The sequence below is a fragment of the Azospirillum formosense genome, from assembly GCF_040500525.1.
GTDB lineage: Bacteria > Pseudomonadota > Alphaproteobacteria > Azospirillales > Azospirillaceae > Azospirillum > Azospirillum formosense_A.
The window spans coordinates 1,597,510-1,624,491 of record NZ_CP159403.1 but is presented as its reverse complement, the minus strand read 5'-3'; the positions used below and the strand labels follow the sequence as shown (position 1 = coordinate 1,624,491).

General features: G+C 70.1%; 23 protein-coding genes and 1 pseudogene. 17 read left to right on the top strand and 7 right to left on the bottom strand.

The genetic code is table 11. From position 1 onward, the window contains the following. The first annotated feature begins 11 nt into the window (after positions 1-11). From lptB to ptsN, 4 genes are all read left to right on the top strand, one after another. Positions 12-836, top strand: coding sequence for an LPS export ABC transporter ATP-binding protein (gene lptB / locus ABVN73_RS20540; protein WP_353860070.1), 825 nt, complete (start codon positions 12-14; stop codon positions 834-836). A gap of 16 nt (positions 837-852) precedes the next feature. After that, positions 853-2,430, top strand: a complete 1,578-nt coding sequence (rpoN, locus tag ABVN73_RS20535) for an RNA polymerase factor sigma-54 (RefSeq protein ID WP_353860069.1) — start codon at positions 853-855, stop codon at positions 2,428-2,430. A 123-nt stretch (positions 2,431-2,553) separates the two neighbouring features. Further along, entirely contained in the window at positions 2,554-3,150 is a 597-nt protein-coding gene (gene raiA, locus ABVN73_RS20530) for a ribosome-associated translation inhibitor RaiA (RefSeq protein ID WP_353860068.1), read from the top strand. Between the two features lie 34 nt (positions 3,151-3,184). Continuing rightward, positions 3,185-3,643, top strand: coding sequence for a PTS IIA-like nitrogen regulatory protein PtsN (gene ptsN, locus ABVN73_RS20525; protein WP_014198055.1), 459 nt, complete (start codon positions 3,185-3,187; stop codon positions 3,641-3,643). Between the two features lie 134 nt (positions 3,644-3,777). On the opposite strand, the gene ubiG is transcribed toward ptsN, so the two are convergent. Beyond that, the gene (gene ubiG / locus ABVN73_RS20520) at positions 3,778-4,539 is read right to left on the bottom strand and encodes a bifunctional 2-polyprenyl-6-hydroxyphenol methylase/3-demethylubiquinol 3-O-methyltransferase UbiG (RefSeq protein ID WP_353860067.1); all 762 of its coding nucleotides are present in this window, start codon (positions 4,537-4,539) and stop codon (positions 3,778-3,780) included. A 156-nt stretch (positions 4,540-4,695) separates the two neighbouring features. Here ubiG and ABVN73_RS20515 point away from each other — a divergent pair, with 156 nt between their 5' ends. The 7 genes from ABVN73_RS20515 (at position 4,696) to prfA (ending at position 14,682) form a co-directional block, all read left to right on the top strand. Next, positions 4,696-5,931 (top strand): aspartate kinase, encoded by a 1,236-nt coding sequence (locus tag ABVN73_RS20515; protein ID WP_353860066.1) that lies wholly within the window; start codon positions 4,696-4,698, stop codon positions 5,929-5,931. 25 nt (positions 5,932-5,956) lie between these two features. Continuing rightward, positions 5,957-7,078 (top strand): nitronate monooxygenase, encoded by a 1,122-nt coding sequence (locus tag ABVN73_RS20510; protein ID WP_353860065.1) that lies wholly within the window; start codon positions 5,957-5,959, stop codon positions 7,076-7,078. Position 7,079: 1 nt separating this feature from the next. After that, entirely contained in the window at positions 7,080-9,380 is a 2,301-nt protein-coding gene (gene ptsP, locus ABVN73_RS20505; RefSeq protein ID WP_353860064.1) for a phosphoenolpyruvate--protein phosphotransferase, read from the top strand. A 217-nt stretch (positions 9,381-9,597) separates the two neighbouring features. Further along, on the top strand, positions 9,598-10,950 hold the full coding sequence (locus tag ABVN73_RS20500; RefSeq protein WP_353860063.1) for a helix-turn-helix domain-containing protein: 1,353 nt from the start codon (positions 9,598-9,600) through the stop codon (positions 10,948-10,950). A 118-nt stretch (positions 10,951-11,068) separates the two neighbouring features. Beyond that, on the top strand, positions 11,069-12,205 hold the full coding sequence (gene ispG / locus ABVN73_RS20495; RefSeq protein ID WP_353860062.1) for a flavodoxin-dependent (E)-4-hydroxy-3-methylbut-2-enyl-diphosphate synthase: 1,137 nt from the start codon (positions 11,069-11,071) through the stop codon (positions 12,203-12,205). Between the two features lie 115 nt (positions 12,206-12,320). Then, positions 12,321-13,634, top strand: coding sequence for a glutamyl-tRNA reductase (gene hemA, locus ABVN73_RS20490; RefSeq protein ID WP_353860061.1), 1,314 nt, complete (start codon positions 12,321-12,323; stop codon positions 13,632-13,634). Continuing rightward, the gene (gene prfA, locus ABVN73_RS20485) at positions 13,609-14,682 is read left to right on the top strand and encodes a peptide chain release factor 1 (protein WP_353860060.1); all 1,074 of its coding nucleotides are present in this window, start codon (positions 13,609-13,611) and stop codon (positions 14,680-14,682) included. Before hemA ends, prfA begins: the two co-directional genes overlap by 26 nt. 78 nt (positions 14,683-14,760) lie before the next feature. Here the strand turns inward: prfA and ABVN73_RS20480 are convergent. Continuing rightward, positions 14,761-15,075: pseudogene (locus ABVN73_RS20480) on the bottom strand (endonuclease domain-containing protein); the annotation flags it as partial. A gap of 119 nt (positions 15,076-15,194) precedes the next feature. Between ABVN73_RS20480 and prmC the strand changes: the two are divergent. Continuing rightward, positions 15,195-16,049 carry a peptide chain release factor N(5)-glutamine methyltransferase gene (gene prmC, locus ABVN73_RS20475; RefSeq protein ID WP_353860059.1) on the top strand — a complete coding sequence of 285 codons (855 nt, stop codon included), beginning with the start codon at positions 15,195-15,197 and terminating at the stop codon, positions 16,047-16,049. 286 nt (positions 16,050-16,335) lie between these two features. Continuing rightward, the gene (locus ABVN73_RS20470; protein WP_353860058.1) at positions 16,336-16,776 is read left to right on the top strand and encodes a DUF4167 domain-containing protein; all 441 of its coding nucleotides are present in this window, start codon (positions 16,336-16,338) and stop codon (positions 16,774-16,776) included. Positions 16,777-16,855: 79 nt separating this feature from the next. On the opposite strand, the gene ABVN73_RS20465 is transcribed toward ABVN73_RS20470, so the two are convergent. Beyond that, on the bottom strand, positions 16,856-17,650 hold the full coding sequence (locus ABVN73_RS20465; RefSeq protein WP_353860057.1) for an MOSC domain-containing protein: 795 nt from the start codon (positions 17,648-17,650) through the stop codon (positions 16,856-16,858). Positions 17,651-17,707: 57 nt separating this feature from the next. Next, positions 17,708-18,250: an NUDIX domain-containing protein gene (locus ABVN73_RS20460; RefSeq protein WP_353860056.1), complete on the bottom strand. Its 543-nt coding sequence runs from the start codon at positions 18,248-18,250 to the stop codon at positions 17,708-17,710. 238 nt (positions 18,251-18,488) lie between these two features. On the opposite strand from ABVN73_RS20460, the gene clpB reads away from it, so the two are divergent. Then, complete coding sequence (clpB, locus tag ABVN73_RS20455) at positions 18,489-21,119, top strand: ATP-dependent chaperone ClpB (protein WP_353860055.1); 2,631 nt, start codon at positions 18,489-18,491, stop codon at positions 21,117-21,119. Between the two features lie 53 nt (positions 21,120-21,172). Here the strand turns inward: clpB and ABVN73_RS20450 are convergent, their stop codons facing one another. Then, on the bottom strand, positions 21,173-21,832 hold the full coding sequence (locus tag ABVN73_RS20450; protein WP_353860054.1) for a hemolysin III family protein: 660 nt from the start codon (positions 21,830-21,832) through the stop codon (positions 21,173-21,175). Positions 21,833-21,901: 69 nt separating this feature from the next. Then, a complete protein-coding gene (locus ABVN73_RS20445) occupies positions 21,902-22,789 on the bottom strand; it encodes a phytanoyl-CoA dioxygenase family protein (protein WP_353860053.1) in 888 nt (295 codons plus the stop codon). Positions 22,790-23,014: 225 nt separating this feature from the next. Between ABVN73_RS20445 and ABVN73_RS20440 the strand changes: the two genes are divergently transcribed. From ABVN73_RS20440 to ABVN73_RS20430, 3 genes are all read left to right on the top strand, one after another. Next, positions 23,015-23,743, top strand: a complete 729-nt coding sequence (locus ABVN73_RS20440) for an AzlC family ABC transporter permease (protein WP_353860052.1) — start codon at positions 23,015-23,017, stop codon at positions 23,741-23,743. 11 nt (positions 23,744-23,754) lie between these two features. Beyond that, entirely contained in the window at positions 23,755-24,078 is a 324-nt protein-coding gene (locus ABVN73_RS20435; protein WP_109069212.1) for an AzlD domain-containing protein, read from the top strand. A 134-nt stretch (positions 24,079-24,212) separates the two neighbouring features. After that, the gene (locus ABVN73_RS20430) at positions 24,213-24,674 is read left to right on the top strand and encodes an SH3 domain-containing protein (RefSeq protein WP_353860051.1); all 462 of its coding nucleotides are present in this window, start codon (positions 24,213-24,215) and stop codon (positions 24,672-24,674) included. 149 nt (positions 24,675-24,823) lie between these two features. Here ABVN73_RS20430 and ABVN73_RS20425 read toward each other — a convergent pair whose 3' ends face one another. Then, positions 24,824-26,881, bottom strand: coding sequence for a methyl-accepting chemotaxis protein (locus ABVN73_RS20425; protein ID WP_353860050.1), 2,058 nt, complete (start codon positions 26,879-26,881; stop codon positions 24,824-24,826). Positions 26,882-26,982 lie beyond the last annotated feature (101 nt).

Sequence of the window (26,982 nt, the reverse complement as noted above, 5' to 3'; positions counted from 1 at the left end):
GCAGCGAATCAATGGCCATGGACATCGAAGACCGGGACCTCGGCGGTCCGACCCTTTCCGCCCCGAACGCGTCGGGCCACCCGGCAAGCCAGCCGGCCACCGACGTGCGCCCCAGCGAAGGGCTGGTCGCCCTGCATCTGGGCAAGGCCTACAAAAAGCGTCCGGTCGTCCGAGACGTGACCGTGACCGTCCAGCGCGGCGAGGCGGTCGGCCTGCTCGGCCCCAACGGGGCGGGCAAGACGACCTGCTTCTACATGATCACCGGGCTGATCGCCGCCGACTCCGGCACCATCCTGCTCGACGGGCAGGACATCACGGCGCTGCCCATGTACCGCCGGGCGCGGCTGGGCATCGGCTATCTGCCGCAGGAGGCGTCGATCTTCCGCGGCATGTCGGTGGAGAACAACATCCGCTCCGTGCTGGAGGTGGTGGAGCCCAACCGGGACACGCGCGAGCAGATGCTGGACGAGCTGCTGGCGGAATTCTCGATCACCCACCTGCGCCGCGCCCCGGCGCTGGCGCTGTCGGGCGGCGAGCGGCGGCGCGTCGAGATCGCCCGCGCGCTCGCCTCGCAGCCGCACTTCATCCTGCTCGACGAGCCGCTGGCCGGCATCGACCCGATCGCGGTGAACGACATCCGCGAGCTGGTCAGCCACCTGCGCGACCGCGGCATCGGCGTGCTCATCACCGACCACAACGTGCGGGAAACGCTGGACCTCGTCGATCGGGCATACATCTTGCACGATGGTGTGGTACTAATGGAGGGAGAGCCGGCGGAGATCGTGGCGCACGAGGATGTGCGCCGGGTCTACCTCGGCGACCGGTTCAGCCTCTAGTGCGGTTTCCCTGCCCATGGCGCTCAGCCAACGCCTCGATCTTCGTCAGACCCAGTCCCTGGTGATGACTCCGCAGCTGCAGCAGGCCATCAAGCTGCTGCAGCTGTCGAACATCGAACTGTCGGACTTCGTCGACCGCGAGATCGAGCAGAACCCCCTGCTGGAGCGCGACGGCGGTCCCGGCGAGGGCGGTGGCGAGGCCGGGGGCGACGGGGCCGGTGACGGCGGCGGCGAACCCGGCGCGGTCGATCTCGCCGCTCCGGAGGAGCGCCAGCCGCCGATGACCGACGGGCGCACCCGCGACACGGTGGAGATGACCGCGTCGGAAACCATGGGGTCGGCCTCCGACGCGCCGCTCGACACCGATTTCGAGAATGTCTATTCCGACGACCGCTTCTCCGACGGAACGGACGGGGCGAGCGACGTCTACGGCTCCTGGCAGGAGCGCGGCGGGCGCGGCGGCTTCGAGGACGACGAGTCCAACCTGGAAGCCACGCTGACCGGCCAGAAGAGCCTGCGCGACCATCTGACCGAACAGCTGAAGATCGATCTGCCGGACCTCGGCGACCAGCTCATCGGGCTGGCGCTGATCGACATGCTCGACGAGGCCGGATGGATCACCGGGCTGGAGGTCGAAAGCCTGGCGGGGCAGCTCGGCTGCGCACCGGAGCGGGTGGAGCGCGTGCTCGCCGCCTGCCAGCGCTTCGACCCGCCGGGCATCTTCGCGCGGTCGCTCAAGGAATGCCTGGCGATCCAGCTGCGCGAGAAGAACCGCTGCGACCCGGCGATGGAGGCCCTGCTCGACCATCTGGAGCTTCTGGCGGCGCGAAACCTGCCGGCGCTGATGAAGGTCTGCGGCGTCGATGCCGAGGACATCGCCGACATGGTGGCGGAGATCCGCAAGCTGAACCCCAAGCCGGCGCTCAGCTTCGACCACACGCCCGCCCAGCTCGTCACCCCCGACATCCTGATGCGCGCCAACCCCGGCGGCGGCTGGCTGATCGACCTGAACCCGGACACGTTGCCGCGGGTGCTGGTCAACCACCGCTATTTCGCGCGCATTTCCGGCACCGCCCGCAACAAGGCGGACAAGGAATACATCACCGAGCGCTTCCAGTCGGCCAACTGGCTGGTCAAGTCGCTGCACCAGCGCGCCACCACCATTTTGAAGGTGGCCAGCGAGATCATCCGGCAGCAGGACGCCTTCTTCATCCACGGCGTCTCGCATTTGAAGCCGCTGATCCTGCGCGACATCGCCGAGGCGATCGGCATGCACGAGAGCACGGTCAGTCGGGTCACAACCAACAAGTTCATGGCGACGCCGCGCGGTGTGTTCGAGCTGAAGTACTTCTTCACCTCCGCCATCCAGGGGGCCGACGGGCAGGCCGCCCACTCGGCGGAGGCTGTGCGCTATCGCATCAAGGCGATGATCGACGCCGAGAAGGCGGACGACGTGCTGTCGGACGATAAAATCGTCGAAATCCTTCGTGGTGAAGGGATCGACATTGCGCGCCGGACGGTCGCGAAGTATCGTGAAGCGATGCGCATTCCGTCATCGGTGCAGCGACGCCGTGCCAAGATGTCACGCATGTAACCGGGCCGGGAGGGGGCCGTCCTTGATTGACAGCCCATACCGCCGTCACTATGGTCCCCGTCCGCACGTGGCGGCCTTCCGTCGTCCTATGTCTATCGCGGACCAGATTGGAAACATCCCAAAATGCAACTGACCGTCAAAGGCAAGCAGCTTGACGTTGGCGACGCCCTGCGCAGCCACGTCGCGGACAGCCTGAACTCCATCGTCGGCAAGTATTTCAACAAGCCGATCGAGGCCAACGTCGTCCTGACGCGCGAAGCGCATCTGTTCAAGGCCGACATTCAGGTTCACGTCGGTCGTGGGATCGTCCTTCAGAGCGCGTCCGAGGCCACCGAGCCGTATCCCGCCTTCGACACCGCGTGCGAGAAGCTGGCCAAGCGCCTGCGCCGCTACAAGCGCCGCCTGCGCGACCACCACAGTGTCGAAGCCCCCGCGCAGGAGGCCTTCCCGGCCCGCTACCAGATCCTGGAAGCGGAGACCGACGAGGCCCATGTGGAGAGCGACGAGGCCGCTGCCGAGGCGGCGCAGCCCATGGTGATCGCCGAGATGGAAACCACCATCGCGACCCTGGCGGTCAGCGAGGCGGTGATGCGCATGGAACTCGCCGACGCCCCGGCTCTTATGTTCCGCAACGGCGCCCATGGCCGTCTGAACCTGGTCTACCGCCGCGCCGATGGCAACATCGGCTGGGTGGACCCGGCGGAGAAGGCCGGCGCCTGAGTCCGGTCTCTGTTCCAACCACACCCATAGCGTCATGCTCGATCTCATCACGCCGCACGCCATTCTTCCGAACCTGAAGGCCGGCAGCAAAAAGCAGGCCCTGCAGGACTTGGCGCGCAAGGCGTCCGAGCTGACCGGCCAGCACGAACGGGCGATCTTCGACGTCCTCCTGGAGCGCGAACGGTTGGGCACCACCGGCGTGGGTCATGGCATCGCCATCCCGCACGGCAAGCTGCCCAACCTCGACCGTGTCCACGGCGTCTTCGCCCGGCTGGAGCGGCCCATCGACTTCGATGCGATCGATGAGCAGCCGGTCGATCTGATTTTCCTGCTGTTGGCTCCGGATCATGCCGGCGCCGACCATCTGAAGGCGTTGGCCCGTGTGTCGCGCCTGCTGCGCGACCAGTCCATGTGCGAGAAGCTGCGCGGTTCGGACTCGGCGGACGCGATCTACGCGCTGCTGACCCAGCACGAAGCCAGCCACGCGGCGTAAGACGCGTTTCCTGCGGACACGAAAAACGGGAGAGCCGGCGGCTCTCCCGTTTTTTGTTTTGCGGCACCCGCCGCCTTTCCGGGCCGCAGCGGCGCGTACACATGTACGTTCGTACGCGCCGCCGCCCTGTACGCTTAGGCCCGCTCGGCCCAGCCCATGTAGTTCACGTCGAGGTCGCGGGGGTTCAGCCGGAACTCGTCGGACAGCGGGCTGTAGGTGATGCCGGTCAGGTCGCGGATCGCCAGCCCCTCCGCGCGCACGGCGGCGGCCAGCTCTCCGGGGCGCAGGAACTGGCGCCAGTTGTGGGTGCCGCGGGGCAGCCAGCGCAGGATGTACTCCGCCCCGACGATGGCCAGCGCGAAGGACTTCGGCGTGCGGTTGAGCGTCGCCAGGAAGAGCGCGCCGCCCGGCGCGGTCAATTCCGCGCAGGACTTCACGAACAGCGGCACGTCGGCGACATGCTCGATCACCTCCATCGCCAGCACGGCGTCGAAGCGCTCGCCGCTGGCGGCCAGGGCCTCGGCGGTGGTGGCGCGGTAGTCGACGGGGGTGCCGGTCTCCGCGGCGTGGGCGGCGGCGGTGCGGACGTTGCGCTCCGCCGCGTCCACGCCCACCACGGTGGCGCCCATGCGGGCCATCGGTTCCGACAGCAGGCCGCCGCCGCAGCCGATGTCGACGATGCGCAGGCCCTTCAGCGGCTCCGGCGCCAGCGGGTCGCGGCCCAGGCGGCGGCACAGCGTGTCGCGGATGTAGGCCAGACGCAGCGGATTCAGCCGGTGCAGGGGCCGGAACTTGCCGGTGGGGTCCCACCATTCCGCGGCGATGGCCGAAAAGCGGGCGATGTCCTGGGGGTCGACAGTGCCTGCGGTGCCTGCGGTTCCGGCGGTCGCGGTCATGAAAGAAATCCCGTATGCTTGGATTGCGAGAACAATTGCGGGGCGAACTTGCCTCGCTGTGAGCGACAGAGTATGGATACGCCGCCCCGCGCCGGCAACGGTAGAGCGGGGGCGCGGACTGCCGGCTTTCGAGCCGGCCCAGACATGGTGTGAGGTATGGCGCGGATCGTCCTCAAGTTCGGCGGCACGTCGGTCGGCGACATCGACCGCATCAAGAACGTGGCCCGAAAGGTCGAGCAGGAAGTCAAGGCGGGGCATCAGGTCGCCGTCGTCGTGTCGGCGATGTCCGGCGTGACCAACCAGCTCGTGAAATACTGCAACGACATCGACAAGCTGCACGACGCGCGCGAGTACGATGCCATCGTCGCTTCGGGCGAGCAGGTGACCTCGGGTCTCCTCGCCATCGCGCTGCAGTCGCTCGGCATCCAGGCGCGGTCCTGGCTCGGCTGGCAGATTCCGATCTACAGCGACGAGACGCACGGCAAGGCGCGCATCGTGTCCATCGACACGGCGGAGCTGGACAAGCGGATGAACACCGGCGAGGTCGCCGTGGTCGCCGGCTTCCAGGGCGTGACCGAGAACGGGCGCATCACCACGCTGGGCCGCGGCGGCTCGGACACCTCGGCGGTCGCCCTGGCGGCGGCGCTGAAGGCCGACCGCTGCGACATCTACACCGATGTGGACGGCGTCTACACCACCGACCCGCGAATCGTCACCAAGGCGCGCAAGCTCTCCAAGATCACCTACGAGGAGATGCTGGAGCTGGCGTCGCAGGGGGCGAAGGTCCTGCAGACCCGTTCGGTCGAGATGGCGATGAACCACCGCGTGCGCGTGCAGGTTCTGTCGAGCTTCGAGGAGGCCGCCGGCAGCGCGCTTCCCGGTACCCTTGTTGTTGACGAGGACGAGATCGTGGAAAAGGAAGTTGTGAGCGGCATCGCCTACAGCCGCGACGAGGCGAAGATCACCCTCATCGGCGTGGCCGACCGTCCGGGCGTGGCGGCCAGCATCTTCGGTCCGCTGACCGACGCCGCCGTCAATGTCGACATGATCGTCCAGAACGTGTCGGAAGACGGCAAGTCCACCGACATGACCTTCACGGTCGGCAAGGCCGACATCGCCCGCGCCGTGAAGGTGCTGGAGGACGCCAAGGCCGAGCTGAACTATCAGCGCATCGTCTCCGACGCCAACGTGGTGAAGGTGTCGGTGATCGGCGTCGGCATGCGCAGCCACGCCGGCGTCGCGCAGCGCATGTTCAAGGCGCTGGCCGACAAGGGCATCAACATCCAGGTCATCTCCACCTCCGAGATCAAGATCTCCGTCCTGATCGCCGAGGAGTATGCGGAGCTGGCGCTGCGCGCGCTGCACACCGCCTACGGGCTGGACGCGGCCTGAGCCGGTTGAAGGGGGAGGGGCGGCGATGACCGACGCCAGGTCCGACGCGGTCGCAGGCGCCCGACTCGAGCGGCTGTGGGCGCGTGGCTGCGCCTTCCTCGGCACGCGCACCGCCATCATGGGCGGTGCGATGAGCTGGGTGTCGGAGCGCCGCCTCGTCTCAGCCATTTCCAACGCCGGGGGCTTCGGCGTTCTGGCCTGCGGCTCGATGCCGCCGGACCTGCTGGCGGCGGAGATCGCCGCCACGCGGGCCCTGACCAGCCAGCCCTTCGGCGTCAACCTCATCAACATGCACCCGGACCTCGACCGTCTGATCGACGTCTGCCGGGAGCTGGCGGTGAGCCATGTGGTGATCGCCGGGGGCTTTCCCGGCGGCGCCACCATCAAGCGGATCAAGGACGGCGGCGCCCGCGCCATGGCCTTCGCCCCGACGCTGGTCAGCGGCAAGCGGCTGGTCAAGCAGGGCATCGATGCCCTGGTGATCGAGGGCACGGAAGCCGGAGGCCACATCGGCCCCGTCTCCACCACCGTCCTGGCCCAGGAGATCCTGCCCGAACTGCGCGAGGTCCCGGTCTTCGTGGCCGGCGGCATCGGGCGCGGCGAGGCCATCCTGTCCTACCTGGAGCAGGGGGCGGCGGGCGTGCAGATCGGCACCCGCTTCGTCTGCGCCACCGAATCCATCGCGCACCAGCGCTTCAAGCAGGTCTTCATCAAGGCCTCGGCGCGCGACGCCCAGGCGTCGGTGCAGATCGACCCGCGCTTTCCGGTGATCCCCGTGCGGGCGCTGGCCAACGCCGGGTCCAAGCGCTTCATGGAGCTTCAGCGCGAGGTCATCGCCCGCGTGGACCGCGGCGAGACGACGCGCGACGCGGGCATCCTGGAGATCGAGCATTTCTGGGCCGGCGCGCTGCGCCGCGCGGTGATCGACGGCGACGTGGAGAGTGGCTCGCTGATGGCCGGGCAGAGCGTCGGGCTGGTCACGCGCGAGCAGCCGGTGGCCGAGATCATCGGCGACCTGATCGCCCAGGCGGAAGCGGCGCTGGCCGCCCGCTGCCCGCAGGCGGACGCGGGCGATTTACCGGCCGCCGGCCAAGCGGCCATCGATCCCTCGGCCATCGATCCCTCGACCATCCTGGGGGCGGCATGAGATGAACGGCGTCGTGGGCGACATCCCCTCCGCCTCGCCGGGCTTCGACGGCGCCGCCTCGCGCCGCCTGCTGGCGCGGCTGCGCGACGTCATGGCGGGCTCCGGCTCCGGCCAGGAGCGGCTGGACAAGATCGTCACCCTGATCGGCATGGAGATGGGGGCGGACGTCTGCTCCTGCTACGTCATGCGGGCGGGCGAGGTGCTGGAGCTGTTCTCCACGCTCGGCCTGAACCAGGACGCCGTTCACAACACCCGGCTGCGGGTGGGCGAGGGCATCGTCGGCGACATCGCCGGCCACGCGCGGCCCATCGCGCTGGACAACGCGCCGTCGCACCCCAGCTTCGCCTACCGCCCCGAGACCGGGGAGGACCCGTTCCTGTCGCTGGCCGGCGTGCCGATCCTGCGCGGCGGCAAGGTCCGCGGCGTCCTGGTCATCCAGCACAAGGACCGCCGCCGCTACACCGAGGTCGAGGTCGAGACGCTCCAGACCATCGCCATGGTGGTGGCCGAGCTGGTCGCCCAGGGCGAGCTGGTCAACCCGCAGGAGGTCGCCTCCACCGGCGACCCGGCGCTGCTGCCGGCGCGCCTGTCGGGCACGGCGCTGACCGGCGGCCTGGCGATGGGGCTGGCGGTGATCCACCGCCCGCAGCTGACCATCCGCCAGATGGTGTCGGAGGACGCGGAGAGCGAGCTGGCGCGGCTGAACGCGGCCATCGCCACCATGCACAGCGCCATCGACGACCTGCTGAACGCGGCGGCGCTGGCGGGCTTGAGCGAGCCCAAGGACATCCTGGAAACCTACCGCATGTTCGCGGAGGACCGCGGGTGGCTGTCGCGCATCCGCGAGGCGATCCGCATGGGTCTGACGGCGGAAGGCGCGGTGCAGCAGGTGCAGAACGACACCCGCGCCCGCATGAGCCACCTGACCGACCCCTACATCCGCGAGCGGCTGCTTGATCTGGAGGACCTGACCAACCGGCTGCTCCAGCACCTCGCCGGGCGCAAGTCGGAGGCCGACGGCGGCACGCTGCCGGAGGACATCGTCCTGGTCGCGCGGTCCATGGGGCCGGCGGAGCTTCTCGACTACGACCAGCGCCGCCTGCGCGGCGTGATCCTGGAGGAGGGCTCGCCGTCCAGCCACGTCTGCATCGTGGCCCGCGCGCTGAACATCCCGGTGGTGCAGGCGCCCGACGCGCTGAACCGGATCGAGCCGCTGGACCCGGTGATCGTCGACGGCGACCACGGGCAGGCCTTCGTCCGCCCGGCGGAGGACATCCAGATGGCCTTCGCGGAGGCCGTGGCCCTGCGCGCCCGCAAGGAGCAGATGTACGAGGCGATCCGCGCGCTGCCCTCGGTGACGCGGGACGGCGTGCCGATCTCCATCCAGCTCAATTGCGGCCTGCTGATCGACCTGCCGCACCTGAAGGCCAGCGGGGCGGAGGGCATCGGACTCTACCGCACCGAAATCCCCTTCATGGTGCGCTCGACCTACCCGGACGTCCACGCGCAGACCGACCTCTATGCGCGCATCCTCGACCAGACCGACGACAAGCCGGTGGTCTTCCGCACGCTCGACGTCGGCGGCGACAAGATGCTGCCCTACATCGCGGCCAGCGAGGGCGAGGAGAATCCGGCGCTCGGCTGGCGGGCCATCCGCATCGGGCTGGACCACCCGTCGCTGCTGCGCCAGCAGCTGCGCGCCCTGCTGCGGGCGTCGGCCGGGCGTCCGCTGTCGGTGATGTTCCCGATGATCGCCGAGGTGGCGGAGTTCGACGCCGCCCGCCGCCTGCTCGACCTGGAGATCGCCCGGCTGGAGGGGCAGGGCGGCGAGCCGCCCAGCCGCGTGCGCGTCGGCACGATGATCGAGGTGCCGGCGCTGCTCTGGCAGTTGCCGGCCCTGCTGCCGCGGGTGGATTTCCTGTCGGTCGGCTCCAACGACCTGACCCAGTACATCTTCGCCAGCGACCGCGGAAACCCGCGCACCTCCGGGCGCTACGATCCGCTGTCGCCCGCCATGCTCAGCCTGCTGCGGCGGCTGGTCGAGGCCTGCGGCGACGCCAACGTCCCGGTCAGCATCTGCGGCGAAATGGCCGGCCGGCCGCTCGACGCCATGGCGCTGATCGGCATCGGCTTCCGCACCCTGTCGATGTCGCCGCCCTCGGTCGGGCCGGTGAAGACGATGCTGCGCTCGCTCGACGTGGCGGCGCTGCGCCAGTACATGAACGGGCTCTACCTGCGCGGCGACCACAGCCTGCGCGACAAGCTGCGCAGCTTCGCCAAGGACCACGGCGTCCTCATCTGAACTCATGCCCGAAGGCACCCCCAAGGCGGCCTTCTCCACCCCGGAGCCGTATCCGGCGCCGGCGCGCGCCTTGGCGGCGTTTTGTTACAGCGGTTTGGACGAAGGGCGTATACAAGAGGGCAGGATCGCGGTCTTTCCCGGTTGCGCCGACCCCGCGGCTGGCGTACCCATGCCGGGGGTGCGACCATAAGTCATCCGAGGCGACGGTACGGTTGAGATGATGGCCAAGCGCAAGGTTTTCGGCTCCTACGACCCCGCGCAGGACGGCGCGGCGCAGACCGGCCCCAGCGTGTCCGACACCCTGCGCGAGACGCGCGAGAGCCTCGGCTACGACCTGCGCGAGGTCGCGACGATGCTGCGCATCCGCTACCCCTACCTGCAGGCCATCGAGGCGGGGCGTTTCGAGGACCTGCCGGGCACCACCTACGCCGCCGGCTTCCTGCGCTCCTACGCGGAATGCCTGGGGCTCGACCCGGACACCATCCTCACCCGCTACAAGGACGAGGCGGCGGGCCGCACGCGCAGCCAGCAGCTCTATTTCCCGACCCCGGTGCCGGAAGGCCGCATTCCCGGCGGCACCGTCCTGCTCGGCACCATGGTGCTGGCGGGCATCGTCTATGGCGGCTGGTACTATCTGTCGGCGACCGACCGGTCGATGGTCGATCTGGTCCCGGCGCTGCCCGACCGGCTGGTCTCTCTGCTCGACACGCTGCCCTTCAACGCCGGCCAGAACGGCGCGGGGCAGAACAGCGCGGGACAGAACGGCGCGTTTCCGGCCCCGACCGAATCGCCGGCCGCCCCGGCGTCCGTGCCGACCGTGATGGCGGAAGCTCCGTCCGCCCCGGCGGTTCCTCCGGCGGCCGCTCCGCCCGCGGCCGGCGGGGCCTCCACGGCGGTGCCGGCTCCCGCCGCCCCGCTCCCGTCCGCCGCCACCCCGTCCGCCCAGGCGCCGTCCGCCCCGGCTCCCGCGGCGCCGGCCAAGCCCGCCGCGCCTCCCGCTCCGGTGGCGGCCCTGCCGGCGCCGGCCAAGCCGTCCGCCCCCGCCGCGGCCCCGGCTCCGGCGCCCGCCCCGTCAGCCTCCTCCCCGGCCGCCCCCTCGGCCGCCTCCTCGGCCATGGTGAACGTGCCGCCGCCGCCGGCCGAGGACGACGAGTCCGAAGGCGCCACGCAGGAGCCGACCCCGCTCACCCCCGCCGCTCCGGCCATCGCCAGCCTGCCGCCCGCGGCCCCCGCCGCGCCGCCCGCCGCCGCGGACGGGGCGCTGCCCTCGAAGGTCTACGGCACGCAGAACGCGGCCTCGCGCATCCAGCTCCGCGCCACGCAGGACAGCTGGATCCAGGTGCGCGACAACAGCGGCGAGATCATCTTCACCCGCGTGCTGAAGCCGGGCGATGTCTACCGCGTGCCCGACCGCTCGGGCATCCGCGTGCGCACCGGCAACGCCGGCGGCCTGATCGTCGTGACCGACGGGGTGGACGGCGCGCCGATGGGCGCGGTCGGGCAGGTGCTGCGCGACGTGTCGCTGGACCAGCACGCCCCGACCCTGCGCGGCGCCGCTCCCGCCCATTAGGACGGACCATCCACGGCTTTTTCCCTTGAATCCGGCGCGGCGGACCGCACTTCAGGCGTGACGCCGGCTGCGCTACAAGATCGCGCCGGACCCGATTCATGCCCCGAGGCCACAGCCCATGAGCAGCGTGCGCGCCTACCGCCAGATCCTTCGCCGCAAGTCCCGCCAGATCCGGGTGGGCAATGTGCTCGTCGGCGGCGATGCGCCGATCTCGGTCCAGACGATGACCAACACGCCGACCGCCGACGTGGCGGCGACGGTGGCGCAGATCCAGGCGGCGGAGCGGGTTGGCGCCGACATCGTGCGCGTCTCCTGCCCCGACCAGGAGTCGGCGCTGGCGCTGAAGCAGATCGTGCCGCAGGTCTCGGTGCCGATCGTCGCGGACATCCATTTCCACTACAAGCGCGCCATCGAGGCGGCGCAGAGCGGGGCGGCCTGCCTGCGCATCAACCCCGGCAACATCGGCTCGGCCGAGCGGGTGCGCGAGGTGGTGAAGGCGGCCAAGGACTACGGCTGCTCCATGCGCATCGGCGTCAACGCCGGCTCGCTGGAGCAGGACCTGCTGGAAAAGTACGGCGAGCCCTGCCCGGAGGCGCTGGTCGAGAGCGCGCTCAACCACGCCAAGATCCTGGAGGACCATGACTTCACCGAGTTCAAGATCTCGGTGAAGGCGTCCGACGTGTTTTTGGCCGTCGCCGCCTACCAGGGCCTGGCTGAGGCCTGCGACTACCCGCTGCACATCGGCATCACCGAGGCCGGCGGCCTGCGCGCCGGGACGGTGAAATCGTCCATCGGGCTGGGCATGCTGCTGTGGTCGGGCATCGGCGACACCATCCGCGTCTCGCTGTCGGCCGAGCCGGCGGAGGAGGTCCAGGTCGGCTACGAGATGCTGAAGTCGCTGGGCCTGCGGCGGCGCGGCGTCACGGTCATCTCCTGCCCGAGCTGCGCGCGGCAGAACTTCAACGTCATCAAGACGGTGGAGACGCTGGAGGCGCGGCTGGCCCACATCACCACGCCGCTGACCCTGTCGGTCATCGGCTGCGTGGTCAACGGCCCCGGCGAGGCGCGCGAGACCGACATCGGCCTGACCGGCGGCGGCAACAACACCCATCAGGTCTATCTGTCCGGCGTCACCGACCACCGGCTGAAGGACCAGAACATCGTCGACCATCTCGTCGGGCTGGTCGAGAAGAAGGCCGCCGAGATCGAGGCCGCCAAAGCGGCCGAAAAAGCGGCGGAGACGGCCGCCGAGTGACGGAACCGGCGCGGGCGGACAATTTGAACTAGGGACGCTCCGCGCCATCCGTGCTTAAATCCGCGGCAACCGTACCATCCTTGTCGGCCGTGCCGCGGCCTGGGCCAGAGTCAGAGTGACCGCTTCCTATTTCGTCATCGGCGCCAGCCATCGGTCCTGCTCCGGCGCGATCCGCGACCGTCTGACGACGGAGGAAGCGGAGGTGCCGGCGATGCTGGAGCGGCTGGGCGCCGCCGGCATCACCCAGGCCATGTGGCTCAGCACCTGCGACCGGGTCGAGGTGCAGGCGGTGCACGAGCGCCCGAACGAGGCCGCGCTGACCATCGCCGGGATCATGGCGGAGCGGGTGGGGCTGAGCGAGCCCGACCTCGCCGGGCAGCTCTACACCCTCACCGGTCCGGCGGCGGTGCGCCACGTCTTCGCGGTCGCCTGCTCGCTCGACAGCCAGATCGTCGGCGAGCCGCACATCCTGGGGCAGGTCAAGGCCGCCCACCGCCACGCCGCCGCCGCCGGCCTGTCCGGGCCGGAGCTGGAGGGGCTTCTCCAAGCCGCCTACGGCGCCGCCAAGCGGGTGCGCCGCGAGACGCCGATCGCCGAGGGCGCGACCTCGCTGGTCGCCGCCGCGGTCCAGGTGGCGCGCGACCTGCACGGCGACCTGAGGCGCTGCACCGGCCTGCTGATGGGGCTGGGCGACATGGGCGCCCTGGTGCTGGAGGGCCTGCGCGAGGCGGGACTCGGCCGGCTGATCGTCGCCGCCCCGGTGGACCGCCGGGCCGAAGCGGCGGCGCGGCGCATGGACAGCCACTTCGCGCCCTGGGCCGATCTCGATTCGGCGCTGACCAGCGCGGATATCGTGGTGACCGCGGCGGGTCTGGGGCGCTATATCCTCTCCGCACAGCAGTTGGGGGCGGCGTTGAAGCGCCGCCGCCGGCGCCCGGTGTTCGTGGTGGACGCGGCGATCCCCGCCGATGTGGACCCGGACGTGACCGGGCTGGACGAGGCCTTCGTCTACGACCTCGCCGACCTGGAGCGCGTGGCGCTGCAGGGGCGGGTGGGGCGCGAGGCGGCGACCCAGGCGGCCTGGGCCATCGTGGACGACGCCCTGGCGGCCTTCGCCCGCCACCGGGCCGAGCGCGCCGCGGTGCCCGCCGTGGCGGCGCTGCGGACGCATTTCGAGACGGAGCGGCGGCGCCTGCTGGACGAGCAGCGGGGGCTGGACGCGGCGTCGGCGACTCGGCTGCTGGTCAACAGGCTGCTGCACGGTCCGTCGGAGGCGTTGCGCGCCATGGCGGCGGACCCGGACGGGGCCGGGCTGGCGGAGCGGGCGGCGGCGGAGCGGCTGCTGTTCCGGCTGTTCCGGCTGGACGAGCCCGCCGGGAGCGATTTGGATAAGGACGAGCGACGTGAGCCTGGACGAGAAGTTCAATAGGGTCGTGGCCCGCCATGACGAGCTGCGGGACGCGATGGCGGCGGGGACGGTGGACCCGGCGGACTTCGCCCGGCTGTCGAAGGAATACGCCGACCTGACCCCGGTGGCCGAGGCCATCGCGGAGCTGAAGAAGGCGAAGGCGGAGGCCGCCGATCTGGCCGGCATGATCGCCGACCCGGCGGGCGACGCCGACATGAAGGCGCTGGCCGAGGAGGAGTTCGCCGAACTCACCCGCCGCATTCCCGCCCTGGAGCGCCGGGTGCAGATTTCCCTGCTGCCCAAGGACGAGGCGGACGAGAAGAACGCCATCCTGGAGGTGCGCGCCGGCACCGGCGGCGACGAGGCGGCCCTCTTCGCCGCCGAGCTGTTCGAGATGTACCGCCGCTACGCCGGGCTTCAGGGCTGGCGCTTCGAGACGATGGAGGTCAGCGAGACCGGCATCGGCGGCTACAAGGAGGCCATCGCCAACATCACCGGGCGCAACGTCTTCGCCCGGCTGAAGTTCGAATCGGGCGTCCACCGCGTGCAGCGCGTCCCGGCGACCGAGACGCAGGGGCGCATCCACACCTCCGCCGCCACCGTCGCGGTGCTGCCCGAGGCGGAGGAGGTGGACATCCACATCGACGAGAAGGACCTGCGCATCGACGTGTTCCGCTCCAGCGGCCCCGGCGGCCAGTCGGTGAACACGACGGACAGCGCGGTGCGCATCACCCACCTGCCGACCGGCCTCGTGGTCAGCCAGCAGGATGAAAAGAGCCAGCACAAGAACAAGGCCAAGGCCCTGAAGGTGCTGCGCGCCCGCCTCTACGAGCGGGAGCGCGCCGAGAAGGACAAGGCCCGCGCCGCCGACCGCAAGAGCCAGGTGGGCTCCGGCGACCGCTCGGAGCGCATCCGCACCTACAACTTCCCGCAGGGCCGGGTGACCGACCACCGCATCAACCTGACGCTCTACAAGATCGAGAAGGTGATGGCCGGCGAGGCGCTGGACGAGCTGATCGACGCGCTGACGGCCGAGGATGAGGCCGCCCGGCTGTCGGAGCTGCAATAGGGCGGGTTGTCTATTCCCCCTCCACCGCCAACGGCGGGGAGGGTCGGGGAGGGGGCCGAGCGTGTCGCCGATCATGCGGGCCACGCCTTCCGCGTTGTTCAGCACGTCGTTGTTCCAGAAGCGCAGGACCCGCCAGCCGTGATGCCGCAGATGCTCGTCCCGGGTGGAGTCGTAGGCGGAGTCGGCGTGCTGGCCGCCGTCGACTTCGACCACCAGCCGCGCTTCGACGCAGGCGAAATCGGCGATGTAGGGAGGGATCGGGTGCTGACGCCGAAAGTACCATCCGCCAATCTGGCGCCGCCGCACAATCGCCCAGAGCTTGCGCTCCGCGTCGGTCGGGACATGGCACATGGTTCGGGCGCGGTCGCGCGTGTCTTCCTTGATGCGGGGCATGGCGGGCAATCTGTTGGCCCCTCCCTAACCCTCCCCCGCTGCGCGGTGGAGGGGACAAAGCGACGCAGCGTTCAAGCTCCCTCCACCGCCAACGGCGGGGGAGGGCTGGGGAGGGGGCAATGACCATCACGCTTCACCAACTCCGCCGCACCGCCGAGGCCCGCCTGCGCGAGGCCGGCGTGGACACGCCCGATCTCGACGCGCGCCTGCTCGTCGAGCACGCGCTGGGCCTCACCCGCCACGACCTGTTCACCCGCGCCAACGACCCCGTCCCCGAACCCGACGCCGCGCGCCTCCTCGCCCTGGTGGAACGGCGGGCGGCGCGGGAGCCGGTCGGGCGCATCCTCGGCCACCGGGAGTTCTGGACGATCGACCTCGCCCTCAACCCCGACACGCTGGAGCCGCGGCCCGACACCGAGACGCTGGTCGAGGCGGTGCTGAAGGCCCTGCCGGACCGCAACGCCCCGCTGCGGCTGCTCGACCTCGGCACCGGGACGGGCTGCATTCTGCTGGCGCTGCTGGCGGAGCTGCCCAACGCCACCGGCCTCGGCGTCGATCTCAGCCCCGGAGCGGTGGCCGCCGCCACGGCGAACGCGGCGCGCAACGGGCTGGCGGAGCGGGCGCGCTTCCAGACCGGCAACTGGGGCGCCGGGCTGGACGAGCGGTTCGCCGTCGTCGTCTCCAATCCGCCCTACATCCCCAGCGCCGACATCGCCGCCCTCGATCCGGAGGTGCGCGAGCACGATCCGCTGCGCGCGTTGGACGGTGGTGCCGACGGGCTGGACGCCTACCGGATCATCGCCGCGCAGGTGCCGGACCTGCTTCTGCCGGGCGGCCTGGCCGGGCTGGAGGTCGGGCAGGGGCAGGCGGCGGACGTGGCGGGGCTGCTGGTCGCCGCCGGGCTGGAGCCGGCGGGCGTCTTCCGCGATCTGGGCGAGGTGGAGCGGTGCGTTCTGGGGCGCAGGAGCGCGTGATTTCGCGCCATCCCCCCAAAAAAAAGGTTGGATTGACGCGCGGTCCCCAGTAGGGTGCAAGGACGACGATGGCCCGGGGACGATCATCCCAGGGCGTACCCATGGCCTCCGGAAACCCCGCGCGGTTGGGCGGACGTCCGAGAAGGCAGACCGTTGACCGGTTGGGCGCGTCGATTTGATCCCTGCGACCCATCCGCGGTTGGTTCCGCGGCGGGCCCGGCGACCGGATGGTCAGCCAGGGCGTTTGCGGGATTGCACTTCTCTTACATGGGGCCATAAGAGCCAAATGAGACAAGGACCGAACTCCAGGCGCTCGCGCGGTCGTGGCAACGGCGGCGGTGGTGGCGGAGGTGGCGGCGGCGGTGGCGGCGGCGGCAACCGCCGGCAGAACGTTCCGCTGCGTCACCAGACCTTCGACAGCAATGGTCCGGACGTGCGCATCCGCGGCAACGCGTGGCAGGTCCATGAAAAGTATCTGGCGCTGGCCCGCGACGCCTCCTCGTCCGGCGACCGCGTCCAGGCGGAAAACTACCTTCAGCATGCGGAGCACTATTTCCGCATCATCAACCAGATCCAGGAATCGGAGAACCGCCAGCGCGGCAACGCCGGCGCCGCGGGCCTCGGCCCGCAGCCCAGCCTGGGCGGTTCGGCGGAGGACGAGGACGGCGGCGAGATGGGCGAGGAGTCCGAGGCCGCTGCCGACGAACGCACCCCGATGAGCGCCTGACAATCCGTTTGGTAACCGTCAGTCCTGAGGCCGGGGGGTTCCGGCTTCAGGGCCGGCGGGTTTCAGGCTTGGCGGGTTTTCAGGCCGGCAGGTCTTCGGCCAGCGCCACCGGGTCGCCCACCACGATCCGGCCGCCATGCACCACCCGCGCATAGACGCCGCACTGCGTGTGGTCGTAGCCGCGCTCCAGGATGGGGAGCGTGTTGAGATCGCGCGCGCCGGTCGCCGGATTGACCTCGCTGGAGGGCCGGCAATCCTTGTGGTCGCAGATGCGCAGGGTGACCTCGCCGATGGTCAGCAGCGCGCCGATCCACTGGCGCTCCACCCAGGGCTCCAGCCCGTCGATCATCAGGTTGGCGCGGAAGCGCCGCGGATCGACCGGCTGCTTGGCCACCCGCTCCTCCAGATCGCGCACGCTGGCGAGGTTGAGGATGGAGACCGCCGCCTCTTCCCGGTCGGTGAAGGAAAAACCGCCGCCCTGCGCCGGATTCCCAGCCTCGGCCAGCTTGGGCAGGCCGGGAGCCGCGCCGGCCAGATAGGCGGCGAAGAACTGCTCCACCAGCATCCGGCCCATCGGCTGGTCCAGACGCCCGCGCGACACCGGCTTGCCCCCGCGCCGGATGATCAGCGTCTGGGTGGCCTCGTCGAACTCGGTGTCGAGCAGCGCCAGCTTCTCGTTCCGGTCGAGCGTGAAGAAATCCTCGTTCGGGCGCCAGCCCTCGACGTCCGGGGTCAGGGCCGCCGGGCCGTGCAGCAGGCCGAAGCGCCGGTCAAAGGGGATGGGTTGGCCGGTGACGAGGTCAACGGCGGGAAGATCCTGGCCGCTCAGCCCCTTCACGGGGTAGCGGCGTATGGCGGCGACGGTCGCGGGCATTGCATCGCACAATGGTGGGACCGGTTCGCTTCTGTCAACCGTCGCAATCGAAAACCGTCACCAGCGCTCGGCCAAGGGCTCCCGACCCTGCAACTCGGCGATTCGCCGCCGCGTCGCCGGGGAGGTGTCCTCCGGCAGCCGGTCCAGCGGGAAGAAGCGCGCCTCCAGGATCTCCACCCCGTCGGCCTGCGGTGTTCCCGACCATCCCTGCGCGACGAAGACCGCCACATGGTCGCTCGCGCCGTGCCGGAAGCGGGCGTAGACGCCGAAGGGCTGCGGCCCGCTCTCCACGGTCAACCCGACCTCCTCCCGCACCTCGCGGCGCATGGCCTCGACCAGCGTCTCGCCTTTTCCGACTCCGCCGCCCGGAAAATGCCAGCCGCCGACGTAGCTGTGGCGGATCAGCAGGACCGAGGCCGCGTTCCCCCCAGGGTCCGAGTCGTCCAGGATGATCCCCCGCACCCCCATGGTCAGCGGGCGCGCCACCCAGTGCCACATGTTGCGGCCGTGCCAAGCCAGCCGCATCAGGGGCGAGGTCAGGGCGGGCCGCAGGGCCTTGGGCGAAGGGTCGCGCGGGGTGCTGGTGGGCGTGGCCGTCATGAAGGCGGGGGTCCGTGGCATTGGCGCAAAACCCTAGCCTTTTCCCAAGGGCCGCGGAAAGCCACCCTTTCGGCGCGGGTCCGACAAAAGCAATAACCACGCGTACCGGGGGGTCTTGCATACGGATGGGCCTCTCCCACATCTACGGCGACGCATGCATCCTTGCGGATCGCACTGGTAACGTGGATCGGACTGACCGGGCTGCCTCGCGGACGGTCGGCGAGAAAGGGAGCACACCATGGACTTCGAGAAATACACCGAGCGCAGCCGCGGCTTCGTGCAGGCGGCGCAGACCCTGGCCCTGCGGCGCGGCCACCAGCGGCTGACGCCGGAACACCTGCTGAAGACCCTTCTGGACGACAAGGAAGGGCTGGCCTCCAACCTGATCCGTGCGGCCGGCGGCGACCCCGCCCTGGCGCTGTCGGGCGTGGACGCCGAGCTGGACAAGCAGCCCAAGGTGGAGGGCGCCGGGGCCGGTCAGGTGTATCTGACTCCCGAGCTGTCCCGCGTGTTCGAGCAGGCCGAGACGGTCGCCAAGAAGGCCGGCGACAGCTACGTCACCGCGGAGCGCATCCTGCTGGCGCTCGCCATGGCCGACGGCACGCCGTCCGCCGCGGTTCTGAAGCGCGCGGGCGTCACCCCGCAGGCGCTGAACACCGCGATCAACGAGGTGCGCAAGGGCCGCACCGCCGACACCGCCAGCGCCGAGCAGGGCTACGACGCGCTGAAGAAATACACCCGCGACCTGACCGAGTCGGCGCGCGAGGGCAAGCTCGACCCCGTCATCGGGCGCGACGAGGAGATCCGCCGCACCATCCAGGTGCTGGCGCGGCGCACCAAGAACAACCCCGTCCTGATCGGCGAGCCGGGCGTCGGCAAGACCGCCATCGTCGAGGGCCTCGCCCAGCGCATCGTCAAGGGCGACGTGCCGGAAGGGCTGAAGAACAAGAAGCTGCTGTCGCTCGACCTCGCCGGCATGGTCGCCGGCGCCAAGTACCGCGGCGAGTTCGAGGAGCGGCTGAAGGCCGTGCTCCAGGAGATCCAGGCGGCGGCGGGCGAGGTCATCGTCTTCATCGACGAGCTGCACACGCTGGTCGGCGCCGGCAAGGCCGACGGCGCCATGGACGCCTCCAACATGCTGAAGCCCGCCCTGGCGCGCGGCGAGCTGCACTGCGTCGGCGCGACCACCCTGGACGAGTACCGCAAGCACATCGAGAAGGACGCGGCGCTGGCGCGGCGCTTCCAGCCCGTCTTCGTGCCCGAGCCGACGGTGGAGGACACCATCTCCATCCTGCGCGGCCTGAAGGAGCGCTACGAGGTGCATCACGGCGTGCGCATCACCGACGGCGCCATCGTGTCGGCGGCGACCCTCTCGAACCGCTACATCACCGACCGCTTCCTGCCCGACAAGGCCATCGACCTGATCGACGAGGCGGCCAGTCGCCTGCGCATGGCCGTGGACAGCAAGCCGGAGACCATCGACGAGCTGGACCGCCGCATCATCCAGCTGAAGATCGAGCGGGAGGCGCTGAAGCGCGAATCCGACGACGCCTCGCGCGCCCGGCTCGCCAACCTGGAAGGCGAGCTGGCCGACCTGGAGCAGGAATCCGCCGAGCTGACCGCCAAGTGGCAGGCCGAGAAGGACCAGCTCCAGGGCGCGCAGAAGATCAAGGAGGATCTGGAGAAGGCCCGCACCGAGCTGGAGCAGGCCCAGCGCGACGGCAACTGGGGCCGCGCCGGCGAGCTGGCCTACGGCGTCATCCCCGACCTGGAGAAGCGGCTGAAGACGGCGGAGGAGAGCGCCGCCAACCGCATGCTGAACGAGGAGGTGCGCGACAGCGACATCGCCGCCGTGGTCAGCCGCTGGACCGGCGTGCCGGTGGACAAGATGCTGGCCGGCGAGCGGGAGAAGCTGCTGGCGATGGAAACCCGCCTGAAGACCCGCGTGATCGGCCAGGACGAGGCCATCGTGGCGGTGTCCAACGCCGTCCGCCGCGCCCGCGCCGGCCTGCAGGACCCCAACCGGCCGATCGGCTCCTTCCTGTTCCTCGGCCCGACCGGCGTCGGCAAGACCGAGCTGACCAAGGCGCTGGCCGAGTTCCTGTTCGACGACGAGACGGCCATGGTCCGGCTCGACATGTCGGAATACATGGAGAAGCACTCCGTCGCCCGCATGATCGGCGCCCCTCCGGGCTATGTCGGCTATGAGGAGGGCGGGGCGCTGACCGAGGCGGTGCGCCGCCGGCCCTATCAGGTGGTCCTGTTCGACGAGGTGGAGAAGGCCCATCCGGACGTCTTCAACGTGCTGCTCCAGGTGCTCGACGACGGGCGTCTGACCGACGGGCAGGGGCGGACGGTGGATTTCCGCAACGTGGTCATCATCATGACCTCGAACCTCGGTTCCGAGGTGCTGGCGGCCCAGCCGGAAGGCCAGGACAGCGGCGCCGTGCGCGACGAGGTGATGGAGGTGGTGCGCGCCCACTTCCGGCCGGAGTTCCTGAACCGGCTGGACGAGATCCTGCTGTTCCACCGCCTGGACCGCAGCCACATGGGCGGGATCGTGACGATCCAGCTCGGCCGGCTGATCCGGATGCTGGCCGACCGCGACATCACGCTGGAGGTGGACGAGGCCGCGACGCAGTGGCTGGCCGAGGCCGGCTACGACCCGGTCTACGGCGCGCGTCCGCTGAAGCGGGTGATCCAGCGGGAGCTTCAGAACCCGCTGGCCACCATGATCCTGGAGGGCCGCGTCGCCGACGGCCAGACGGTCAAGGTGGGGGCGGAAGGCGGCGAGCTGACCATCAACGGCCTGCCCGTCTCCGCCCAGGTGCGCAGCGCGGCGACGCAGCCGGTGACGACGGTTCATTGATGGGCATCCACGGGTGATGCAGGCGGGGGGCCTTTCGCGAGGCCCCCCGTTCGTCACGTCACCACGAACTCCCGAGCCACCGCGGCGAAGTGGCAGGAGGCCGCCACGATGACCAGCGCGTGCCAGACCGGGATGTTGTAGGGCAGGCGGTCCAGCGTGTGGATGAAGGCCCCCACCGTGTAGACCACCCCGCCGACCGCCAGCAGAAGCAGCGTCGTCGGCGACAGCGACCGCCACAGCGGTTCGGCCACCGACAGGATGGCCCAGCCGAGCCCGAGATAGAGCACGAAGCCCAGCCGTTCGTACCGCCAGGACGCGAACAGCTTCAGCGCCACCCCGCCCAGCGCCACCACCCACACCGCGACGCCCAGCGGGATTCCCGCGGCGCCGTCCAGCCGGTTCAGGGTGAAGGGGGTGTAGCTGCCGGCGATCATCACATAGATCATCGCGTGGTCGATCCGCCGCAGCACCGCCTTGCGCCGCCCCGGCGGGGCCAGATTGTAGGCGGCCGACGCGCTCAACATGCCGACCAGCCCGGCGCCGTAGGCGACCAGCGACACCATCTCGGTCGCGGAGACATGGCCCGCCGTCACGGCCAGCAGCCAGGACGCGCCGATCAGGCCGGCGATCACGCCGATGGCGTGGATGACCGCGTCCGCCGCACGCTCCCCCGCCGTGTGGACGGGAAACTCGAAGCAGGAATCGGGTTTCATGGGACCAGCCTGCCGGAAAGGCGGGCGCTTGGAAAGCCCTCCCCCGGCCGGCCGACCCCATCGGAATCATTAACTCCGCAGATAGACCCGGTTGATGTAGGGGTCGTAACGGCGGTCCGGATTCGGCAGCACCGGCTGGAGCGGGCCGAAGCGGTTGCGCAGCAGCGTGTATTCGGTGACGACGATCAGCCGGTCGCTGTGCGTCGGCTGGAGAGCCTTGTGCATCCCGATGTTGTCGGCCAGGAAGCAGTCGCCCGCCCGTCCGGTCAGCGCGACGGGCGCCGACGCGCCATAGACCGCCTTGACCTCGGCGTCGGAATGATTGCGCCGCTCCAGCAATTCCTGCCCATGCTGGGAAGCCGGGACGTAGATGTGCGGCCCGCCGCCCATGTCGGTGTCCGTCAGGTACAGGAACATCTTGAAATGACGGACCTGGTTGTAGTCCCGGTGGTAGTTCTGGGTGCTGATCCGCGGGTTGGGCCGGGCCAGCGACCACCACACCGACATGCCGTCGATGGTCGGCTTGCAGCCGTGGAACGCTTCCGCGACCTCCAGGACGAGCGGGTGGTTGATGGTGTCCAGCAGGTGGGGCGCGGCCAGGAACTGCTCCTCCACATAGCGGGCCATCTGGATGTCCGGCGACGGCACCTTGTCGATGGTGAAGGAGCCGTGTTGCCGGTGCCCGCCGTCGAAGCAGGGCTGCTCCTCGAAATAGCGCCGCATCGCCGCGACCTGCTCGTCGGTCATCAGGCGGAAGGCGTCGGTGTAGCCGCGCGTCTCCAGTTGCGTCTTGAGCGTCAACGCCTGTTCGGAGGGCGTGAAGCCGGGGGTTCGGGGCCGGAAGGGTGCCACCAGCGACGCGGCGAGCTTGCGCCGCGGCTCGATCTTCAGGCGCGGGATTTGATGCCAGATGACGTCGTCAATCCAACGGGCCTTGTTGTTGAACGGTACCTTCACGCGAGTAGGCTCCCCGGCAGATGCAATCGGTGCGGGGATTCTGACCAAACACTCTGGAAACGGGAAATTCTCATCGCTCGTTCGCATGCGGCATTTCGCGCGGGGCTGGGTGGATGGACTTGTCTCCCGGACAATAAAAGGCGGGCGGACAGCCCGTCGCAGCGCTATGGTCCGCAACCCGACGCTGTTCCATGGAACGGTTCCAGAAGACGCTGCAGAACGATCATGACCAGACGATCCAGCTTCGCCGCCGGCGCCCGCGACACCCTGCCGATGGTCATCGGCGCGGCGCCCTTCGGGGTGATCTTCGGCACGCTGGTGGCCGCCGGGCCGCTGGCGGCGTGGCAGGGGCAGCTGATGTCCCTGTCGGTCTATGCGGGGTCCAGCCAGTTCATCGCGCTGGGGCTGGTGGCCGGGCACGCCGGGCTGGCGGTGATCTGGCTGACCACCCTGATCGTGAATCTGCGCCACGCCCTCTACGCCGCCACGCTGCTGCCGCACGTCGCCCATCTGCCCCCGCGCTGGCGCTGGACGCTGGGCTTCTTCCTGACCGACGAGACCTTCGCGGTGATGGCCGGCTACTACGCCCGGCACCCGCGGGCGCCGCTCGGGCACTGGTACTTCCTGGGCTCCTGCCTGTCGATGTACGCGAACTGGCAGTTCTGGACCCTGGTCGGCCTGCTGTTCGGCGCGGCCTTCCCGCAGCTCCAGTCGCTGGGGCTGGACTTCGCGATGGTCGCCACCTTCATCGCCATCGTCGTCCCGCAGCTCGCCAGCCTGCCGAACTTCGCGGCGGCGGTGGCGGCGGGCGCCGTGGCCTATCTGGGGCAGGACGTGCCCTACAAGCTGGGGCTGATGGCCGCCGTGGTGGCCGGGGTGGCCGTGGGGATGGCCCTGCAGCGCTGGCGCTCCGGCGGGCTGGAGGCCGGACGTCGGGAGGAGGAGGCGGCATGACCGGGACCGTCCTGACCAACACCGTCATGATCCTGGGCATGGCGGCGGTCACCGTCTTCGTGAAGGCGGCGCTGTTCGTTCTGGGCGACCGCGTGGTCTTCCCGCCGCTGCTGAAGCAGGCGCTGGGCTTCGTCCCGGTGACGGTGCTGACCGCCATCATCGTGCCGATGATCCTGTCCCCGAACGGCGAGGGGCTGGAGCTGACCTGGAGGAACCCCCAGCTGGTCGGCGCGCTGGCCGCCGTGCTGGCCTGCGTGGTGACGGGCAAGCAGCTCCTAACCATCGCCGTGGCGCTGGGCGTCTTCTTCGCCTGGCAGTTGGGCGTCCTCGCCTAGGCGCCGGGTGCGAAGGCCGGCGCCACTTTCCTGCCACAAACAGTGCATAGCCGTTCTGCCGCGGCGCGGTGGCGCGGGTGGGGGCGCATCCTGTATGGTCGCCCGATCGAAAGGGCTACCCGACAGAGTCCGTGATGACCAGACGCCTGCGCCTCGTTCCCGTCTCCCTCGCCGTGGTCTGCACGGTGATGCTGACCGCCTGCCAGACGGGCGAGCGGACCAACCGCGCGCCCGTGGTGCAGGGGACCGCCAGCGCCTCCCCGGCGGGGCTCGACACGGTTTCCGGTGACTGGGAAACCGACAAGACCACCGCGCTGCGGTCGCAGCCGAGCAACAGCGCGCCCATCGTCGCCACCTTCCCGCCCGGCCAGCCTTTGAAGGTTCTGGGCCGCGCCCGCGGCACCGATTGGGTGGCGGTTCAGGCGGTGGGGTCCACCGCCTATGTGCGGATGCATCTGCTGCGCCTGCGCGGCAGCGCGCCCGTCCAGACCGCCCGCGGCACGACGACGACCGTCGCCAAGCCGGAGGACAACGCCGGCCCCTCGATCAAGGCCGCCCCGCGCCGCAAGATCGAAGCGACGCCGATCGCGAACTGAGGCGGGGGGCGGCTTGCCTCCACCCCGGCCCTCCCCCTCTTCGAGGGAGAGGGTGCCTTCTGCGAAGCGGCATCCATCCCCTCCACCTCGAAGAGGGGGAGGGTCAGGGAGGGGGCGACGTCAGCGTCCGCATCAACTGACGAAAACGCTCAGAACTCCTTCCAGTCGTCGTCCTCGCTGACGTTGCGCTTGAGCGCGGCGCCCGAATGAGCCACCGCGCGGGCCGCCGGCTTGGCCGCGGCGCGGGCTGTACGGGCCACCGGCGCGACGTGCCGCGGCGCCGTGGCGGCGGTCGCAACCGCGACGGGCACGGCCCGCGGGTCCAGCTTGAAGAAGCCGATCAACCCCTTCAGGTCGTTGGCCTGACCGGCCATGGCCTGCGCCGCGGCGGTGGTCTCCTCGACGAGCGCGGCGTTCTTCTGGGTCATCTCGTCCATCTGCGAGACGGTGGCGTTGATCTCGTCGAGCGCCGCCGCCTGCTCCGAGGAGGCCGAGGCCATCTCGGCGATCAGCCCGGCGACCTGCTGGACGCCCGACACGATGCCCTCCAGCGCGTCGCCGGCCCTCTTGACCAGTTCCACCCCGTCCTTGACCTGGGCGTCGCTGTCGAGGATCAGCCCCTTGATCTCCTTGGACGCCTGGGCGGAGCGCTGGGCGAGGTTGCGCACCTCCTGCGCCACCACGGCGAAGCCGCGCCCGGCATCGCCGGCCCGCGCCGCCTCGACCGCCGCGTTCAGCGCCAGCAGGTTGGTCTGGAAGGCGATCTCGTCGATCACCCCGATGATGTCGGTGATCTTGCGGCTCGACGCCTCGATGCGCTTCATCGCCTCGATCGCCGAATCCGCCACCGTGCCGCCGGACTCCGCGGCGGTGCGGGCGTCGGCCGCCATGCCGTTGGCGCGCTGGGCGTTGTCGGCGTTGGAGCGCACGGTCGCCCCCAGCTCCTCCATGCTCGCCGCCGTCTCCTCCAGAGAGGACGCCTGCTGCTCCGTCCGCTCCGCGAGATCGGAGGAGCCGATGGAGACCTCCCCGGCCGCCGAGGCGATGGTGTCCGCCGCCTGGGTGATCTGGCCGACGATCTCCGACAGCTTGGCGGATGTGGCGTTGACGTCGGTCTTCAGCGTCTGGAAGGCGCCTTCATAGTCGCGCTCGACGCGCTTGTTGAGGTCGCCCTGGGCGAGCGCGCTGAGCACCGCGCCGAGGTCGGCGATGACCGCCTCGACCGTGTCGGTCAGCCGGTTGATGCCTTCCGACATGGTCCGGTAGAAGCCGTCCTTACCGGCCAGCTCCAGGCGGCGCGACAGGTCGCCCTTGGACACGCCGTCGATCAGCGCGGCGATCTCCTCGCCGATGGCCTTCTCGCGGGCGCGCTGCGCCTCGTCGGCGCGGCGCTCGGCCTCCAGGCGCTCGCGCTCGGCCTCGTCCATCGCCTTCTTCTGGATGGCGTTGTCCTTGAACACCTGCACCGCCTGGGCCATCTGCCCGATCTCGTCGCGGCGGTCGAGGCCGGGAACGGCGACGTCCAGCTTGTCGGCGGCGAGGTCGTGCATGGTCGCGCTCATCGCCCGCACCGCGCCCATCTGGCGGCGGACCAGGAAGAAGCTGACCAGGCCGAAGGCCAGCGTGACCAGCGGCGCCACCACCAGGATGGTGCGCTCCACCTCGTCCACCACCCTCAGCACGTCGGCCCGCTTCAGCCCGACGAACAGCACGCCGACCACCGAGCCGGAGGCGTCGAGCAGCGGGTCGTAGGAGGTGAAGTAGCGCTCGCCCAGGATGTCGGCCTCGCCGCGGTAGGGCTTGCGCTGGATGATGACGCTGTCGAAGACCGGCCCGGCGCCCAGCTTCGTGCCGTTGGCCCGGCTGCCGTCGGCGTTCTGCACGGTGGTGGCGACGCGGGTGTCGCCGCGGAAGACCGTGGCCGCACCGCCGGTCAGCTCGCGGATCTGGTCGACCATGCGGGTGTCGCCGTCGATCCGCACCGATCCGACATAGAGCGCGCCGTCGCGCAGGCTGTAGTCGGCGCCGTTCTGCTTCAGCAGCATGTGGGCCAGCGCCATGCTGCGCTCCCGCTGCTCCTGCGCGGAGGCGGCGCTGCGGTCGCTCAACACCCGGCTGGAGGCCAGCGTCAGCACGATGGCCAGGATGAACAGCCCCAGCACGTTCAGCAGGGACAGTTTGGCGGTCAGGGAGAGGTTCTTCAGCACGTTCGGCCCTATGCGGCAGTCGCTCCGCAGCCCTCGCCGACGGAGATAGGCTTTAAGTCTAATACGGTTTTATCCATTCGTCCGCGTGCAATTTTTCGGAG